The sequence below is a fragment of the Sphingomicrobium aquimarinum genome (genome assembly GCF_039655735.1).
Classification (GTDB): Bacteria; Pseudomonadota; Alphaproteobacteria; order Sphingomonadales; family Sphingomonadaceae; genus Sphingomicrobium; species Sphingomicrobium aquimarinum.
The window spans coordinates 651869-668275 of sequence record NZ_JBBYXH010000002.1; the positions used below are offsets into that span (position 1 = coordinate 651869).

The following is a 16407-nucleotide window of genomic DNA, read 5'->3' on the forward strand; positions in this document are numbered from 1 at the left end:
CGATTCGCCGCGAAAGCATTCATCTGCATGGCTCGGCGAGCCGAGTCGCCGCCGCGACGAACGGCAGATTTCCGCGGCGCGCGATGTAACCTGAAGGTTACGCTTGACACGTGTAACCTGTGGGTTACTAGTAACGCCAAGGTTACACGAATGGAGTGCCGCTCGATGGCGTATCGAAAATCGACGTATGATCCCAAATACCAGATGAATGCGGAGGACCTGCGGCGGCATCGGCGCCTCAATCTCACGCTGGTGCCGTTCTTCCTCGTCATCTCGATGCAGATGCTGAAGGACGATCCTTCGATCTTCATCCAGATCGCCTGGGTCGCCTATCTCCTCCTCGAGTTCGGCATCCTGATGGGCTGGGGTTACAAACTCTGGGCGAGGGAAGAGGTCGCGATTCTCGACGACGAGCTGGGTCGCCACCACCAGGCGATCGCCTACCGCTGGGGCTTCGTCGCCGCCATCGTGACCGCGGTCTTCCTCATTCTCGCCGCCCCCTATGTCGCGCTGGACGTCCGCGAGGCCGGGATGTGCGTCCTGCTCGCCGCGCTCGTTACCGCCTGCCTGCGCTTCGCCCTGCTCGAAGGCCTCGAAGAGCCAGAGGAAGAGGAGTTCGCCTGATGGCCTATCGTCACAATGACAATTTCGACCCCAACCATCTTCCCCCCGCCAACGACATGCGCAAGCAGCGCACGCTCATCCTCGCGATGACGCCGGTCTGGCTGCTCATCACCATGACGAACATGGCGCGCGAGGATAGCTCGGCGATCGCCAAGGTGGCGCTGGAAATCATGTGGGCGGCGTTCGTGCTGACCGTGCTGCTGACGCTGACGGGAGCGATGACGCGTTGGTTCACGCCCAAGGCCTACAAGGAGCAGGCGGCGGTGCTGGAGGACGAACTCGCCCGCCACCACCGCGCCATCAGCCTGCAATGGGGGATGGTGGCGACGATCCTGATGGCGCTCGTCCTTTATTTCATCGCGCCCTACGGCAATCTCGATGCACGTGAGACAGTACAGGTGCTCATCCTTACCGCCTTGACCGTCACCTCACTGCGGTTCGCGCTGCTCGAACGCGACGATGGAGACGCGGAGGAATGAGCGAGGGGCTCGGCAACCATATCAAGCATTACCGCACCGAGGCGGGGTTGACGCAGGCCGACCTCGCCTCGGCGTGCAACGTCAGCCGCAAGACCATCAACACGGTGGAGAATGGCGTCTTCATTCCCTCGACGGTGCTGGCGCTGAAGATCGCGGCCGTGTTCGCTCGCCCGGTCGAGGAGATTTTCTGGCTGGAGGATTAGTCGGGGCGGGTTTCGTCCCCGAGGCGGTCGACCATGGCGATGAGATCGTCCTGCGCGATCTGCATGTCCATGAGGTGCTTGCCCCAGCCGGGAAGGAAGAAGCCGCCCATCCCCACTTCGCCGCCGATGCGGTCGGTGCGGGTGTCGCCTTCGTCGCGGACGAGACGCACCTGCAGATAACCGCGCGGGCCATCGGTGATGCAGCGGCCCTGCACGAGATTTTCGCTGGTCGCGTAGTTTCCGGGCGGCGGGCCTTTCGACGACCAGCGGACGGGGCCGCCCTTCACCGGATAGGAGGATTTGGCGAAGTAGAAGCCGTCGAGCGCGGCCCAGTTGCCCTTCTTGGCGCCCAGCGCCTCGGTAAGGTTGCAGATCGGCTGGCGGTTGGGCGCTTGGGCGTAGCCGAAGATGGCACTGGCACCCGGCGCGGTCCCTGCGCCGTACGTCGACCAGCTGACGACACACCCCGTATCGTCGGCGCTGGCGCAGGCGGGGACCGAACGGAAGCTCCCGCCGGTACGCTCGCCCTGCCGCACGGTGACATTCCAGCCCGGCAGCAGCGCACGGACCATCTGCTTTTGGGCCGGTTTTCCGTCGATTTCCTCAGCGATCAGCCGTTCGAGCATGATCGAGCCCTGGCTGTGGCCGATGAGGACGAAGGGGCGCCCGTGGTTACGGTTCGCCATATAGTCGCGCCACGCATTGCGGACGTCGGCATAGGCGATTTCGAGAAACTGCGTCATGTCCGCGCCCGTTGCGGCAAGCGCGATCGAGCTGGTGGTCATCTGCCGATACATGGGGGCGAAGGGCTTGCAGACGCTCGAGAAGCGCGCGAACTGGACCTGGGCGAAAAGCTTTTCCTCGCCGTTACCGGGAACGAGGTCGCTGTTCATGCCGCTGTCGGACGAGACGGTGGGATAGACGTAGAAGCAATCGATCGGCGCGGCGGGATCGGGGCGGCTGATCTGCCGCGCGCCCCAGCCGGTCGGCTCCAAGCGATGGGCGGCGACTGGACGAGAGCAGACATCGTCCTCGCCGGGCAGGCATAGCCAGTTCTGCTCGAGGCCATAGTCAGGGCGATCGAGAGCGGGCTGGGCGGTGGCGACGCTAAGCGCGGCAAGAGCGATACTCATCACTTGTCTCCGTCGAACAAATCGGTTTGCGCGGTCGTGGGCGGCGTGAGCCCCAGATGGGTCCAGCCACGACCGTTGAGTTGGCGTCCTCGTGCCGTGCGGGCGATGAGGCCAAGCTGAATGAGGTAGGGCTCGATGACGTCCTCGATCGTGTCGCGCGGTTCGGACAAGCCGGCGGCGAGTGTTTCGACGCCGACGGGGCCGCCGCCGTACAGATCGGCGATCATGACGAGGTAGCGGCGGTCCATGGCGTCGAGGCCGAGCGCGTCGATTTCGAGACGGGTGAGCGCGCGGTCGGCGCAGGCGGCATCGATGCTGTCCGCCCCTTCGGCCTGGGCGAAATCCCTGACGCGGCGCAGGAGGCGGCCGGCGACGCGGGGGGTGCCTCTCGATCGCTTGGCGATTTCGTGGGCGCCGTCGGCGGCGAGTGGCGCACCGAGCAGGCGGGCGGCGCGGGAGACGACCTGCTCGAGCTCGCCCACTTCGTAGAAATTGAGGCGGACGGGAATGCCGAACCGGTCGCGCAGCGGCGTGGCCAGCAGGCCCTGGCGGGTGGTGGCACCGACGAGGGTGAAGGGCGGCAGGTCGATCCGCACCGAGCGGGCCGAGGGACCCTCTCCGACCATGATGTCGAGCGCGCGGTCTTCCATGGCGGGATAGAGGATTTCCTCGACCGCAGGATTGAGCCGGTGGATCTCGTCGATGAAGAGGACGTCGCCCTCTTCAAGGTTCGTCAGCAGCGCGGCAAGGTCGCCGGACTTTGCAATGACGGGGCCGCTGGTGGCCCGGAAGGCGACGCCCAATTCTTTCGCCACGATGCCCGCCAGCGTCGTCTTGCCCAGACCCGGCGGTCCGAAGAAGAGGACATGGTCGAGTGCGTCGCCACGGGCCTTGGCGGCCTCGATGAAGATACGCAGATTCTCTCTTGCGCCTTTCTGTCCGACGAATTCGGCGAGACTCTTGGGGCGCAGTGCGGCGTCGGCATCCTCAAGGGTGCGCTCGGGACTGGAAAGGCGGTCTGGGTCGGTGGCCATCTACTTCGCCGCTTTCTTCAATGCGATGCGGACGAGGGTGTCGAGGGTGGCGTCGGCGCCTACTTCTTCCTGCGCGGCAGCGACGGCGCGGCTGGCTTCGGCGGGTTTGAAGCCCAAGTTGGCGAGGGCGGAGAGGGCGTCCTTGGCGGCGCTCCCGCGCGGCGCGACGCCGGCGCCCGCGGCGGCGACACCTTCGAAGTCGCCATATTTCCCTTGGAGCTCGTTGCAGATGCGCGCTGCGAGCTTGGGGCCGACGCCATTGGCGCGCGCGACCATCGCCTTGTCGCCGCTGGCGATGGCGGCGCCCAGTTCCTCGGGGCCGAGCACCGAGAGGATGGCGAGCGCGACGCGGCCGCCAACGCCCTGCACGCCGGTCAGCGCGGTAAAGCCTGCTTTCTCGGCCGCGCTCATGAACCCGAACAAGGTCATCGCATCCTCCCGCACCTGCATTTCGGTGAGCAGCAAGACGTCGCCGCCGACCGCGCCGACGGCGTCGAGCGTGCGGGTCGAGACATGGACGAGATAGCCGACGCCATTAACATCGAGGACGAGCGTGTCGGTGCCGATCTCGGCGAGCGTTCCGGTGAGGCGGGCGATCATGGGATGGTTGTGCCGTCCGCCGGGAGCGAAGTCGAGGGCCAGAGTGCGTTCCATTCGGCGAGATTGTCGACGAAGAAGCCGTCGGCGCCGGTCGCGATGAGCGCGCGCCAGTAGGAAGCATAGTCGCCGACCTGCGTGAGGTCGTCGCTGTTGCGATAGGCGGGCGGCAGGAAGGCGTTTTCGGCGCGCATCGTCCAGCCGTGGACCGCGAGGCCCGCAGCGTGCGCGTCGGCGACGAGCGCGGTGGGGGCGTCGTTTTCGTCGAGGAGCAGGCGGAGATTGACGCCGATGCCGGTTGCGTAGGACGCAATTCTTTCGAGCGCGGCAGGTTCAGCGAGGTCGGCGTAGGTGCGGTCGGGGCGGTCGGCGGGGCCGCCTTCGGCAGCGAAGAGCAGGATGCGCGGCGTATCGACCGCTTGCGCGAGCCGCTCGAGCGGGCCGACCTCGAAGCACTGGACGAAGAGGGGCGCGTCGGCGGCGGTGAGGTCGAGGCGCTGGAGTTCGGCGAGCATGAGCGCGGTGACGTCGATGCCCTTCCGGGCGAGGAAGGTGGGGTGCTTGAGCTCGGGATAGACACCGACGGTGCGGCCGAGGCGTGTGCCTTCCGAGCGGGCCAGCGCGACGATTTCGGCGAAAGTGGGGACGGCGAACTTGCCGTCGAAGCGTGTATTGGCGGGGCGGAAGCCGGGGAGGCGTTCCTTCGCGCGGAGCGTGCGGATTTCCGCCAGCGTGAAGTCCTCGGCAAACCAGCCGGTGAGGTGACGCCCATCGATGGTCTTGGTGGTGCGGCGTTCGGCGAATTGGTCGCGGTCGGCGACGTCGGTGGTGGTCGAGAGTTCGGCTTCGTGGCGGGCGATGAGCGCGCCGTCTTTTGTCGCGACGAGGTCGGGCTCGATAAAATCGGCGCCGAGTTCGATCGCGCGGGCATAGGCCTCCAGCGTATGTTCGGGCCGCTCCGCGCTGGCACCGCGATGCGCGATGAGGAGCGGGCGGCGGTTCATGTCAGCGGCGGGGCGCGTGGTGCGCGTGGCAGATGGCGACCGCGAGCGCATCGGCGGCGTCGGGACCCGCGAGCTTGGTGCCGGGGAGGAGGATGCGGACCATGTCCTGCACCTGTTTCTTTTCCGCATTGCCGACGCCGACGACGGCCTTCTTGACGAGGCGGGGCGCATATTCGCCAACCATGATGCCGCGGCTGGCGGCGACACAGAGCAGGGCGCCGCGGGCCTGCGCGAGCTTGAGCGTCGACTGAGGGTTCTTGTTGACGAAAATCTCCTCGGCCGCCGCGCCCTGCGGATCATGATCGGCGATGAGGGCTTCGAGCTGCGCGGCAAGGTGCGAAAGGCGCTGGGGCAGCGGCTCCTTCGCGTCGGATTTGATCTGGCCGTTGGCGAGGTGGCGGAGGCGATTGCCCTCGGCCTCGATCAGCCCCCAGCCGGTCGTGCCGAGGCCGGGGTCGAGGCCGAGGATGCGCATCGCGCCTAGTCCGCCTGTCCGAGGCGCTCCAGTTCGGCGTCGGAAAAGGTGTAGTTGCCCCAGACGGTCTGGACGTCGTCATCGTCCTCCAGCGCGTCGATCAGCTTGACGAGCGTGTCGGCGTCCTTGCCCTCGACTTCCTGCTCGATCTGCGGGCGCCAGGCGAGCTTTGCGCTCTCGGGTTCGCCGAGGCTCTTCTCGAGCTGGCTGGAGACTTCGTGGAGCTGGTCGGCTTCGGTCCAGATGGAGTGGGTGTCCTCATCGGACTGGATATCGTCGGCGCCCGCCTCCATCGCCGCTTCGAGCACCTTTTCTTCCGACAGTTCATCGGCCTTATATTCGATAAGCCCGAGGCGGTCGAAGCTGTGTGCGACGGCGCCGGTGGAGCCCAAATTGCCGCCATTCTTGGAAAAGATCGTGCGCACGCTCGTCGCGGTGCGGTTGCGATTGTCGGAGAGGGCCTCGACGATCAGCGCGACGCCGTTGGGGCCGTAGCCTTCGTAGCGGATTTCTTCGTAATCGTCGCCCTCGTTGGCGGTGGCCTTGTCGATCGCCTTCTTGATATTGTCCTTCGGCATCGACTGCTTGAGGGCGGTATTGACCGCGAGACGCAGACGCGGGTTCATGTCCGGATCGGGCAGGCCCATCTTGGCCGCGACGGTGATTTCGCGCGAAAGCTTGCTGAACAGCGCCGAGCGCTTCTTGTCCTGCGCGCCCTTGCGATGCTTGATGTTGGCGAATTTACTGTGGCCGGCCATGAGGGTCCTCGAATGCGAAAATGAACTGATCGAGGGTTCCTATAGCGCGTGCGGCGCGGATTTCTAGGCGAGGATCACGCCAGCTTTACCGCCGTGCCGCTCGCGGTGACCATCAGCATCGAGCCTTCGCGGCCGAGGACTTCATAGTCGAGGTCGATCCCGACGACCGCATCGGCGCCCATTTCGGCAGCTTCGCCCTGCAGTTCGGCGAGTGCCTGGCGCCGCGCTTCGTCGAGCGCCTTTTCGTAGGCGCCCGAGCGGCCGCCGACGATGTCGCGGATGCCGGCGAACAGGTCCTTGAAGATGTTGGCCCCGACGATCACCTCGCCGTGGACGATGCCAAGATAGGCGGAAATCGTGCGGCCCTCGATCGAGGGGGTGGTGGTGTGGATCATGGTCGGCCTCCCGTTGGGTTCTTCATCGCCGACCATAACCGACAATCCCTGTATCGGGTAGCTACGCCATCCCCAGCGCGGCGCGATAGGTTTCGAGGAGCGCATCCTGCTCGTCGAGCTGGTGCTTCTCCATCTTCCGCAGGCGCACGATCGCGCGCATCGTCTTGGTGTCGTAGCCAAGTCGACCCATACAGAAAATGTAATGTGTGGGACCCCTTGATCTCTATCGATGTAGCCTCGCTCTTCCACAGGCGGTGCCTGCCGCCCGTGAAGCGCCAATCATAAGGCTGGCAAGCGGGCGGCAGGCACCGCCTGTGGAAGAGCTTCTGCGCTAGGGTTCTTAGAGTTCTCCACCTCATCTCAGCCATGTTTACTTATCGAATGGCTGTCGTTGCCCATTGCCGCTTTCCGAGCGATCTGTAAGTAGTCACATCGTCGGCGAGAAAAGCGTCGATGGGGCGTGGAAACCTCGAGCTTTCGACCGGTCGCTAAAGTGGCGGCCGGGTGGCCGTCGCGCATGTCCAAGGTTCGCCCAAAGGCGGCGGCGCCTTGGCGAAAGCTCAGGTTTCCAACACCCGGCTTTGCCGGTTCGCCCCAGAGCAGGAGAACCGCAATGCATTTTAGAATTCACGGACCACTGGATAGCACGGATTTGAAGCGAGCTTTGGATCAAATTCTGCTTCTTACTATTGAACAAGACATAACGATCGTAGACGATGTCCACATTCATCTAGATGCTTGGTCTGGTAATAAGAGAGTCAAGCTCTTGGATGACGGGACGAATGTGAGCGTATCTGTTGTTTCGATTGGAGAGTCGCAGCAGTGGATGACATGCGGCAACGGCAAGTTCGATAGAGAATTGCCCCAAGCGCCAAAATATATTGAGCCTGAGGATACTGATGAATCGTGAGTTTTTGCATTTTTGGGCGCCGCTTTAAAATGTTAGGCAACATAAAGTCTCGGCAGGTCGAGTTTCTCTGGAGTCTACTCGTCAAGCTCGGTTTGAGGGTTCTAGGACGAGGGCCTATCTTCATTCACAATCGACCACCCTCCTAAACACGGAAGGTACGTGGAAGTCATTTGATGACAGACCCATTCGAAATTAATGATCGATCAACGAGGCAAAGCGGCATTTCCAAAACTACCGCTCGTCTTGCTGGGGAAATCGCAAAGCCAAGCGTCGAGGAGCGAGAGTTTTTTCGGCAGCGTAGGGAGAAGGATTTGGGCGTGGGACTGGACGAGAATGGCAATCTGCAAGGGTCGACAGTACAGATCTCGGAACCGCGGCTAGAGATCGAGAAAACTAGCCTCAAGGTTTTCCGCAATATCGCAGACGCATGGCGCTTAAGTGAAACGGAGCGCATGGCAGTCCTCGATATAAATGATTTGCGCAAATACGAACTTCTGATGTCGGATAGTGGCCTAGTATCTTCCGATATCCTCGACAGAATTTCTCGCTGCCTTGGCATTTACAAGGCGCTGCACACAATTTTTTCAGACTCTACGTCGGCAAATGAATGGCTGCGCCGTCCGAACACAGCCCGACCCTTCGACGGACAAAGCGCCCTAACATATGTCCTTGAACATCGCGCTTGTGGTCTGATCGAGGTCCGCCAATATCTGGATGCGCAGTGTGCCTAATAGTATCAGACTTTTTTAAGCGAATAATTCGAAACAACTGAAATCTGTTTTTAAGCCCTTTCAAGCTCTAAGGCGTCGTATCGCGCAACCATCTCCTATTTGCACGGGAGGTCGCTTTGTACCGATATTTCGACAACCCAGTTCCTTTTGCTTCGATCCGGGAGCTGCCGTCGTTGCAGAGAGTGGCTGACATCAGCGGTGCTTTCCATTCTCAATCATTCGGCCTCGTCGCATGTCTGTCCGAGAACCGTCGGTCGTACGCAACAGGCCTGGCGTCCGCTTCGCGCCCTAATGTCGGCCGTTCCATCGCTTCTCTGGGTCACCCATAAGCAGACGGTCATCAAGGTCTCACATGACGCTTTGGCGCCCTATGCTGCCGATGATTTGGCACTCACCGATCTTATCCGCCTGGCAGGACCGTAACATCTGTCCCAGCTCGTCTCGTAGCGCCATTAGATCGGCGATCTTGCGCTCAACCTCGGTCAGCTGCAGCTGAACCAGTCGATCAACATCCTGACACGGGTTGTCTTCATGGTTGGAGAGCGCGAGAAGTTCTCGCACCTGCGCCATGCTGAAGCCGAGCTGGCGCGCGCGGCGAACGAATGTAAGCGCTGCCAAATGATTGTCCGAATAGTCGCGGTAATTGCTGTCTGTGCGATCCGCAGCAGGCAAGATGCCTTCTCGTTCATAATAGCGGATCGTCTCCGCCTTTGTGCCGGTGGCTTTTGCAAGTTCTCCGATACGCATCGCTTGACCTTGTAGTTGCTACAAGGTGCATATGTTCTTGCGACTCGAAAGTTGCAAGGAGAGTGGCATGGCGAAGTCCTGCTGCCAGACACCGGAGCCTGACACCGCCGCGCACAACGATCCGCGCTGGCACCGCGTCCTGTGGATCGCACTCATCGCTAATGCAGTCATGTTCGTGGTGGAGATGATGGCTGGTGTAGCTGCTGATTCCCGTTCGCTCCAGGCCGATGCGCTTGATTTCTTCGGGGATGCCGCGAACTACGCGATCAGTCTCGGCGTTGCAGGGATGGCGCTCGCATGGCGCGCCAAGGCCGCTCTAGTGAAGGCCGCGACCATGCTCGCTTTCGGCGTGTGGGTAATCGGCTACGCGATCTACGGCCTCGTCGCTGGTTCGGACCCGGAGCCCCAGACAATGGGAGTGGTCGGCACGCTGGCATTGGCGACGAACGTGATCGTCGCGCTCATGCTCTTCCGGTTCCGCGAAGGCGATTCGAACATGCGATCGGTATGGATCTGCTCTCGCAACGACGCGATCGGAAACGTTGCGGTTCTTGGCGCCGCCCTCGGCGTGTTTGGAACGGGCGACGCGTGGCCCGACCTGCTCGTCGCCTCGATCATGGCCGGATTAGCCCTGAGGGGTAGTGCGGAGGTGTTCCGCCACGCGCGACGGGAGCTGGCCCATGGATAATAATACCACTCCCAGCAGGTATGCATTTCTCGCAGAAGAATACCGACGCGCAGCGAAGGCTACGGACGAGCAGAATTTCGAGGAAGCCTGGCATCATCTCGAGCGGGCCCACGTGGTTGCCCAAGATCGCTTGGGACCGCACTGCGTCTCGCATTGGCGTATGCTGGAGCTTGCGTGGAGGACGCGTGATTTGCACGAACTTGTCGGTCAGATATTCCGGCTTTTCCTTGCCCCCATAGGCAACATCACCGGAAGACTTCCAACCGGAAACAGTGGTCGTTCGAATGTAAGCGCATTCGCCCCGAAGGAAATAAAGCCGGAAATCAGGCGTGTGCTTGGTCAATTGCCGTGTGGTGATGATCGCACGCCAAAGAACACCGGTGCGTAAATCGATGGTATTGTTATGAAATCACATTCTGTCTCGCGAGATAATTCTTTCGCAGCCGAGCCTCCGCTGCTACCGAACGCGCGATGACCCGGCTCCTCGCCCGCTCCCTTTTGCTACAGCTCATCACGCTGTGCACCGCATTCGGTGTCCTGTGGGCTCCGGTGGCGGAAGCGGCTGAATGCGCGGGAGAGCCTCCGGTAGCATCTCAGCTCGAGCAGCACGACGAGCCCGGCGATGATGACCGTGGCCCGGAGAAGCACGGCGCCTGCGCTCATGGCCATTGTCATCATGCTTCGCAGGCTGTCGTGCGGTCGCCTGACGCTTTTGCCTTGAGGTCGGTCATCAGCGGCCTGCGCGCTGGCGACCAGCCCTCTTTTGCGTCTAATCTGACCGAACTGGCAACGCCCCCTCCTCGCGCCTGACGTTCGCCGCGCGTCGGACCTGTTCTCCGACGCTAACTGAACGTCACCAGAGGAATACCCATCAATGTTCGCCATATCGTGGCGAGCAGCCCCCGTCTGGGGGCTGATACTCGCCCTGTCCACGGGACCTGCCAGCGCGCAGGATCCGCGTGTCGTCACGCTCGACGACGCCCTCGAACTCAGCGGGGTCGCCGCTGAGGCCGATACCGCCAACACCAACCCTCGCCTCGTGGGTCCCCGCGCGGAATCCGAGGCGGCAGCGGCGCTAGTCGATCAGGCTCGCCTCCGGCCTAATCCCGAAGTGTCCTTCGAGGTCGAGAACCTCGCTGGCAGCGGGGCTTTTTCCGGCCTTCAGGCGACCGAGTATACACTCTCTGTAGGACAGCGTCTCGAACTAGGCGGCAAACGCTCCGCCCGTGTCGGTGCGGCTGAAGCCCAGGCGGGACTCGCATCCCTCAGGGCCGATCTGACCACGGTCGAACTCGGCCAACTGGTGCGCGAGCGATACCTCACGGCTGTTGCCGCAACTGCCAGGGTCGAACTTGCGCAGGATGTGGTCGCGCGCAATGAAGAACTGGCGCGTATAGCTGGCGTCCTCGTGGAAGTCGGCCGCGAGCCGCCTCTGCGCGCGCTGAGAGCGGATGCAGCCCTCGCCGAAGCGCGCGCACATCTGGTCGAGGCCGAGGCGGAGAGCCTGTCGGCTCGAACTGCGCTCGCCGCTCTATGGGCGGGCGGTGAAGCGCCCTTCGTTCCAGCTGAATTTCCGAATGTTCTCCCGCCCGCCTCCCTTATGGCCGAGGCGACGGAAAGTCTGACCTACAGGGTCGCGCGTGCCGAAAGCACGGCTGCTGCGGCGGAAATTGAGCGGCAGCGAACTCTGCGTATTCCGGATCCGACAGTCTCCGCGGGTGTGCGGCGCTTCGGGGAAAGCGGCGATAACGCCTTCCTCGTGGGTGTTTCGATCCCGCTTCCCTTTCGGGATCGCAACCAGGGCAACGTTGCGGCTGCCGAGGCTCGGTTGCGGGCAGCGAACGCTCGCGAAGCCGTAGCCCTCGCGGACTACGAGCAGGAGGTCGCCAGCGCCCGGGCGAAGTATCTTGGTGCCGAAGCGCGCGTCGAGACCCTGTCGCAGACATCGCTCCCGCAGGCGGAGGAGGCGCTACGCCTCGTGAGCATCGGATATCGAAACGGACGTTTCCCCCTGATCGAAGTTCTCGCTGCCGCCGAGACGCGCGACACGATCCGCGAGGCGCTTATCGCAGCCCGCGAGCAGAGGGGCCTGGCCGCAGCCGAACTGATCGGGCTGGCCGCACAATGAAAGATACATCCATGACACGCAAAAAGCTGGCGATCCTCGTCGGAACCGTAATCGCAATGGGCGCGCTGACGCTGATCTTCTGGCCGACCGCCGAAGTCGACGACCATGCGCAGGAGGAGACGGCGGCCGAGACACCCGAGGGGGTGGTCACGCTGAGCGACGAGCAGATCAGCGAGGCCGGGATAGAGGTGGCGGCAGTGCGTTCTGGAGCCGCTGTCGAACTCGTCTTCCCGGCAACGGTCGCTGCAAGCCCCACCGCTTCCGCACGGATCGACGCTCGCGCTTCGGGGGTCGTCCGCTCCGTTGGCAAGACGCTCGGCGACTATGTGTCACGCGGCGAGACCGTCGCCCGGATCGAAAGCGCGGACGCTGCGGCTCTCGCCTCGCAGCTCAGTGCCGCGCGTGCGCGGGTGGGCGAGCTGTCGGCCGCCTACGAACGCGAACGGCGGTTGTTCGAAGCAAACGTCACCGCCCGCCAGGACCTGGAAGCCGCGCAGGCCAATCTCAGCGTAGCGCGTTCGGAACTGCAACGGGCGCAGGCGGCAGTAGCAGCAGCCGGTGTCAGCGGTGATGGGCGATCGCTGGCAGTCACCTCTCCTCTGGCCGGCAGAATCACCGCGGCACCCATTGTGCTCGGAGCCTTCGTGAACGCCGGCGAGGAGCTTTACAGCGTGGTCGATCCGAACGGGCTTCAGATCGAGGTGGCGCTCCCTTCCGCTGAAGCCTCCCGCATCCAGCCTGGTGACGAGGCCGTGCTGGTCGTCAGCGATGGCCGCGAAATTGGCGCCCGGGTGCGTTCGGTCACGCCTTCTCTCGATCCGGAAAGCCGCAGTGCCACTGCGGTCCTGTCGTTGTCGCGCGGTATTCCTGGCCTTCAGCCGGGCGCGTTTCTCCAGGCGCGGATCAGACCTTCGGGTGAGATCGACCGTGACCGCATCGCGGTGCCGGAGGAGGCTATCCAGGTGGTGGAGGGGCGCGATGTCGTTTTTGTCCGGACGAAGACCGGGTTCCAGGTCCGCGAGGTCCAAGTCGGAACTCGGTCTACGGGCATGGTGACAATTCTCTCCGGCCTCCAGGAGGGATGGCGGATCGCTGTCGCCAACGCCTTCCTGCTCAAGGCCGAACTCGGGAAGGAGGGCGCCGAACATGGTCACTGAGACACGGCCCACGCCCGAAGTGGGAAACCACACCGGTTCGGCCAGCCATCGCCACGGTTTGATCGGGGCCATCCTCGACATCGCCGTGCGGTTCCGCTGGGCGGTCATCGTCCTCACCGTCTTCGCCGCGATCTACGGCGCCATGAACCTTTTGCGCCTGCCCATCGATGCGGTGCCGGACATCACCAACACGCAGGTGCAGATCAACACCAGCGCGCCCGCGCTCTCCCCGTCGCAGGTGGAGACGCAGGTGACATTTCCCATCGAGACCGGGCTTGCCGGGATCGAGGGGCTCGAGATGACCCGCTCGATCTCGCGCAACGGCTTCAGCCAGGTCACGGCGATCTTCGAAGAAGGCACCGATATCTACTTCGCACGCAGCCAGGTGAACGAACGGCTCGCCCCGATCGGCGCCTCCCTGCCGGAAGGCGCCGAGCCTACGATGGGGCCGATCTCGACGGGCCTGGGCGAAGTGCTCATGTATACGATCGAATACGAGTATCCGGGAGGTCGCGATGCGCCCAAGGGTGGTCGAACCGGCTGGCAGGCGGACGGGAGCTTCATCACCGAACGCGGCGAGCGCCTCGGTACCGAAGTCGCCAAGGCAGCCTATCTTCGCACGGTGCAGGACTGGGTGGTGGCTCCGCTCATGCGCTCCATTGACGGCGTTGCCGGGGTGGATTCGATCGGCGGCTATGAGAAGCAGTTCCTCGTCCAGCCCGATCCCGCCCGTCTCACCGGCTACGGCCTGTCGTTCGACTCCCTGATCGACGCTTTGGAAGCGGCGAACCTCGCCGAAGGCGCCAACTTTGTCGATCGTGCCGGAGAGGCTTTGCTCGTCCGCGTCGATGCGCGGCTTGGGGGCACCCAGGACATCGAACAGGCAATGGTCGCGACCCGCGAGGGCGTTCCGATCCGGATCGGGGATGTCGCCTCGGTGCGCATCGGCGGCGACCTCAGAACCGGCGCTGCCTCGCTCAACGGCGAGGAAGCGGTCGTTGGCACGGTCCTGATGCGCAGCGGCGAGAACAGCCGCACCGTGGCTGCCGCCTCGGCCGAGCGACTGGAAGAAGTCCGCGCCTCGCTCCCTGCCGGAGTGGTCGCCGAGATCGTCTACAACCGCTCGTCGCTGGTCGATGCGACCATCGCCACGGTCGAGAAGAACCTCGTCGAGGGCGCGCTTCTGGTGATCGCCGTCCTGTTCCTGATGCTCGGCAATATCCGGGCAGCGATCATCGCCGCATTGGTCATTCCGATGTCTATGCTGATGGCTGCGGTGGGAATGAACAGGCTTGGTGTCTCGGGCAACCTGATGAGCCTCGGGGCACTGGACTTCGGCCTAATCGTCGATGGCGCAGTTATCATCGTCGAGAACAGCGTCGCGCGGCTCGCCGCCAGGCAGCACCGCGAAGGTCGATTGCTCAGCCTCGGCGAACGGCTGACGGAGACACGGCTGGCTGCCCAGGAGATGATCAAGCCGACCGTCTACGGTCAGGCGATCATCCTCTTGGTTTATGCGCCGCTGCTCACCTTCACGGGGGTCGAGGGCAAGACGTTCTCGCCCATGGCCATCACGGTCATGCTGGCGCTCGCCTCCGCCTTCGTGCTGTCGCTGACCTTTGTCCCGGCGATGATCGCGGTGCTCCTCAATCGAAAGCTGACCGAGAAGGAGGTCAAGCCGGTCCGGATCGCGAAGGAACGCTATGGCCCGGCCCTGCGACGTGCCATCGCACGCCCATGGCCGGTGATCGGGGCGGGTGCCGGGATGTTTGCCGTAGCAGCTTTGATGTTTACCTTTCTCGGCAGCGAGTTCACGCCGCAGCTCGACGAGCGGGACATCGCGGTTCAGTCGCTGCGGATACCATCGACCTCGCTCGAACGCTCGCTCGCCATGCAGAGACAGGTGGAGGACAAGCTCGAGGCTTTCCCACAAGTAGAACTGGTTTTCTCGCGCACCGGCACGGCCGAGGTCGCGAGCGATCCGATGCCGCCGAACGCGTCCGATGCCTACGTCATCCTGAAGCCGCGCGAAGAGTGGCCCGATCCCGACCTGTCGAAAGACGAACTCGTCGCCGAGATGGAGGAATCGCTCAGCGGTCTGGTCGGCAACCTCTACGAGTTCAGCCAACCCATCGAACTGCGCTTCAACGAGCTGATCGCGGGTGTTCGCGGCGACGTAGCGGTCAAGCTCTACGGAGACGACCTCACGGCGCTGACCCGGTCAGCCGGAGAAGTGGCCGGGGTGCTTCGCGGCGTCGAGGGTGCTGCCGACGTCAAGGTCCAGCAGGTCACCGGCTTCCCCACGCTAGACATCGCCTTCGATCGACCGACGATTGCCCGCTATGGTCTGACCGTGGAGGAGGTCGCGCAGTCCGTGGCCATCGCGCTGGGCGGCCGCCCCGCCGGGCTGGTGTTCGAGGGTGACCGCCGGTTCGATGTCGTCGTGCGGCTTGCCGATGCGACCCGGGACGATTTCGATCAGCTCGGCGCTCTGCCTATAGTCCTCGAAAGCGGGGTCACGGTCCCGCTTCGCACGCTGGCGGATTTCCAGGTGGTCGATGGTCTCGCGGAGGTTCGCCGGGAGCAGGGTCGCCGATTGGTGATCGTGTCGGCGAACGTGCGCGAACGCGATCTCGGGTCGTTTGTCGAGGAGGCCCGGGCAGGCGTCTCCGAAAGCGTCGAACTGCCGGCCGCATCCTTCATCGAATGGGGCGGGCAATACCAGAACCTCCAGGCTGCGCAGGCGAGGCTCGCCCTCGTCGTTCCGGTCTGCTTCGCGCTGGTGTTGCTGCTCCTATACATGGCGCTCGGCGGGTGGGTTCCGGCACTCGCGGTCTTCAGTGCGATCCCGATGGCGTTGGCAGGCGGGGTTTTCGCGCTTGCCTTACGGGGGATGCCGTTCTCGGTGTCCGCCGCCGTGGGCTTCATCGCCCTATCGGGTGTCGCGGTATTGAACGGGCTCGTGATGATGACCGCGATACGCCAGCGGCTCGACAAGGGACTGCCTCTCGATGAGGCGATCACCGATGGCGCGCTCGCGCGTCTGCGACCGGTGTTGATGACCGCGTTGGTAGCCTCGCTCGGCTTCGTGCCCATGGCTCTTGCGACGGGAACAGGGGCCGAAGTGCAGCGTCCTTTGGCTACGGTCGTGATTGGCGGTCTGATCACGGCGACCGCGCTCACGCTGTTCGTCCTGCCCGCGATCGCGCGGCTCGTACTGCACCGATCCGACGACGAGCGAAGCTGGCGCGAGAAGTGGTGGGACCGACTGCGCCGTAACGTAACGAGCGATGAGCGCCGCGAGCTGACGGAAATCGCATGACTGACAGCGAAAGGAGAACAGG

At 63.6% G+C, this 16407-nt stretch carries 18 protein-coding genes and 1 pseudogene; 10 read left to right on the forward strand and 9 right to left on the reverse strand.

Features of this window, described 5'->3' with window-relative positions; genetic code table 11:
* Positions 1-165: 165 nt before the first annotated feature.
* Genes WJS89_RS09330 through WJS89_RS09340 form a run of 3 tightly spaced genes read left to right on the forward strand, consistent with a single transcriptional unit; the run spans position 166 to position 1306 of the window.
* Positions 166-624: a hypothetical protein gene (locus tag WJS89_RS09330; RefSeq protein WP_346340667.1), complete on the forward strand. Its 459-nt coding sequence runs from the start codon at positions 166-168 to the stop codon at positions 622-624.
* Positions 624-1103 (forward strand): hypothetical protein, encoded by a 480-nt coding sequence (locus WJS89_RS09335; protein ID WP_346340668.1) that lies wholly within the window; start codon positions 624-626, stop codon positions 1101-1103. Before WJS89_RS09330 ends, WJS89_RS09335 begins: the two co-directional genes overlap by 1 nt.
* The gene (locus WJS89_RS09340) at positions 1100-1306 is read left to right on the forward strand and encodes a helix-turn-helix transcriptional regulator (RefSeq protein ID WP_346340669.1); all 207 of its coding nucleotides are present in this window, start codon (positions 1100-1102) and stop codon (positions 1304-1306) included. The genes WJS89_RS09335 and WJS89_RS09340 overlap by 4 nt, the downstream gene beginning before the upstream one ends.
* Here WJS89_RS09340 and WJS89_RS09345 read toward each other — a convergent pair.
* The 8 genes and pseudogenes from WJS89_RS09345 to WJS89_RS09380 all read right to left on the reverse strand — a co-directional run.
* A complete protein-coding gene (locus WJS89_RS09345; protein WP_346340670.1) occupies positions 1303-2439 on the reverse strand; it encodes a DUF3089 domain-containing protein in 1137 nt (378 codons plus the stop codon). The two genes, WJS89_RS09340 and WJS89_RS09345, sit on opposite strands and share 4 nt — an antisense overlap.
* Positions 2439-3473, reverse strand: a complete 1035-nt coding sequence (gene ruvB, locus WJS89_RS09350) for a Holliday junction branch migration DNA helicase RuvB (RefSeq protein ID WP_346340671.1) — start codon at positions 3471-3473, stop codon at positions 2439-2441. The genes WJS89_RS09345 and ruvB overlap by 1 nt, the downstream gene beginning before the upstream one ends.
* Positions 3474-4073, reverse strand: a complete 600-nt coding sequence (gene ruvA, locus WJS89_RS09355; RefSeq protein WP_346340672.1) for a Holliday junction branch migration protein RuvA — start codon at positions 4071-4073, stop codon at positions 3474-3476.
* Complete coding sequence (locus WJS89_RS09360; protein ID WP_346340673.1) at positions 4070-5074, reverse strand: glycerophosphodiester phosphodiesterase family protein; 1005 nt, start codon at positions 5072-5074, stop codon at positions 4070-4072. The genes ruvA and WJS89_RS09360 overlap by 4 nt, the downstream gene beginning before the upstream one ends.
* Position 5075: 1 nt before the next feature.
* Positions 5076-5549, reverse strand: a complete 474-nt coding sequence (gene ruvC, locus WJS89_RS09365; protein WP_346340674.1) for a crossover junction endodeoxyribonuclease RuvC — start codon at positions 5547-5549, stop codon at positions 5076-5078.
* A gap of 5 nt (positions 5550-5554) precedes the next feature.
* A complete protein-coding gene (locus WJS89_RS09370) occupies positions 5555-6307 on the reverse strand; it encodes a YebC/PmpR family DNA-binding transcriptional regulator (protein WP_346340675.1) in 753 nt (250 codons plus the stop codon).
* A 74-nt stretch (positions 6308-6381) separates the two neighbouring features.
* On the reverse strand, positions 6382-6702 hold the full coding sequence (locus tag WJS89_RS09375; protein WP_346340676.1) for a heavy metal-binding domain-containing protein: 321 nt from the start codon (positions 6700-6702) through the stop codon (positions 6382-6384).
* A gap of 61 nt (positions 6703-6763) precedes the next feature.
* Positions 6764-6880, reverse strand: a pseudogene (locus WJS89_RS09380) (DUF2312 domain-containing protein); the annotation flags it as partial.
* 435 nt (positions 6881-7315) lie between these two features.
* Here WJS89_RS09380 and WJS89_RS09385 point away from each other — a divergent pair.
* Both WJS89_RS09385 and WJS89_RS09390 read left to right on the forward strand, forming a co-directional pair.
* A complete protein-coding gene (locus WJS89_RS09385; protein WP_346340677.1) occupies positions 7316-7612 on the forward strand; it encodes a hypothetical protein in 297 nt (98 codons plus the stop codon).
* A gap of 173 nt (positions 7613-7785) precedes the next feature.
* Positions 7786-8343: an antitoxin Xre/MbcA/ParS toxin-binding domain-containing protein gene (locus WJS89_RS09390; protein ID WP_346340678.1), complete on the forward strand. Its 558-nt coding sequence runs from the start codon at positions 7786-7788 to the stop codon at positions 8341-8343.
* 348 nt (positions 8344-8691) lie between these two features.
* On the opposite strand, the gene WJS89_RS09395 is transcribed toward WJS89_RS09390, so the two are convergent.
* Positions 8692-9090: a MerR family transcriptional regulator gene (locus tag WJS89_RS09395; protein ID WP_346340679.1), complete on the reverse strand. Its 399-nt coding sequence runs from the start codon at positions 9088-9090 to the stop codon at positions 8692-8694.
* Positions 9091-9157: 67 nt separating this feature from the next.
* Between WJS89_RS09395 and WJS89_RS09400 the strand changes: the two genes are divergently transcribed.
* The 5 genes from WJS89_RS09400 (at position 9158) to WJS89_RS09420 (ending at position 16385) form a co-directional block, all read left to right on the forward strand.
* Positions 9158-9778: a cation efflux transmembrane domain-containing protein gene (locus tag WJS89_RS09400; protein WP_346340680.1), complete on the forward strand. Its 621-nt coding sequence runs from the start codon at positions 9158-9160 to the stop codon at positions 9776-9778.
* The gene (locus WJS89_RS09405; RefSeq protein ID WP_346340681.1) at positions 9771-10166 is read left to right on the forward strand and encodes a DUF3703 domain-containing protein; all 396 of its coding nucleotides are present in this window, start codon (positions 9771-9773) and stop codon (positions 10164-10166) included. The genes WJS89_RS09400 and WJS89_RS09405 overlap by 8 nt, the downstream gene beginning before the upstream one ends.
* Positions 10167-10652: 486 nt before the next feature.
* Positions 10653-11906: a TolC family protein gene (locus WJS89_RS09410; RefSeq protein WP_346340682.1), complete on the forward strand. Its 1254-nt coding sequence runs from the start codon at positions 10653-10655 to the stop codon at positions 11904-11906.
* Positions 11907-11917: 11 nt separating this feature from the next.
* Entirely contained in the window at positions 11918-13063 is a 1146-nt protein-coding gene (locus tag WJS89_RS09415) for an efflux RND transporter periplasmic adaptor subunit (RefSeq protein WP_346340683.1), read from the forward strand.
* 58 nt (positions 13064-13121) lie between these two features.
* Positions 13122-16385: an efflux RND transporter permease subunit gene (locus WJS89_RS09420; RefSeq protein ID WP_346341200.1), complete on the forward strand. Its 3264-nt coding sequence runs from the start codon at positions 13122-13124 to the stop codon at positions 16383-16385.
* Positions 16386-16407: the final 22 nt, after the last annotated feature.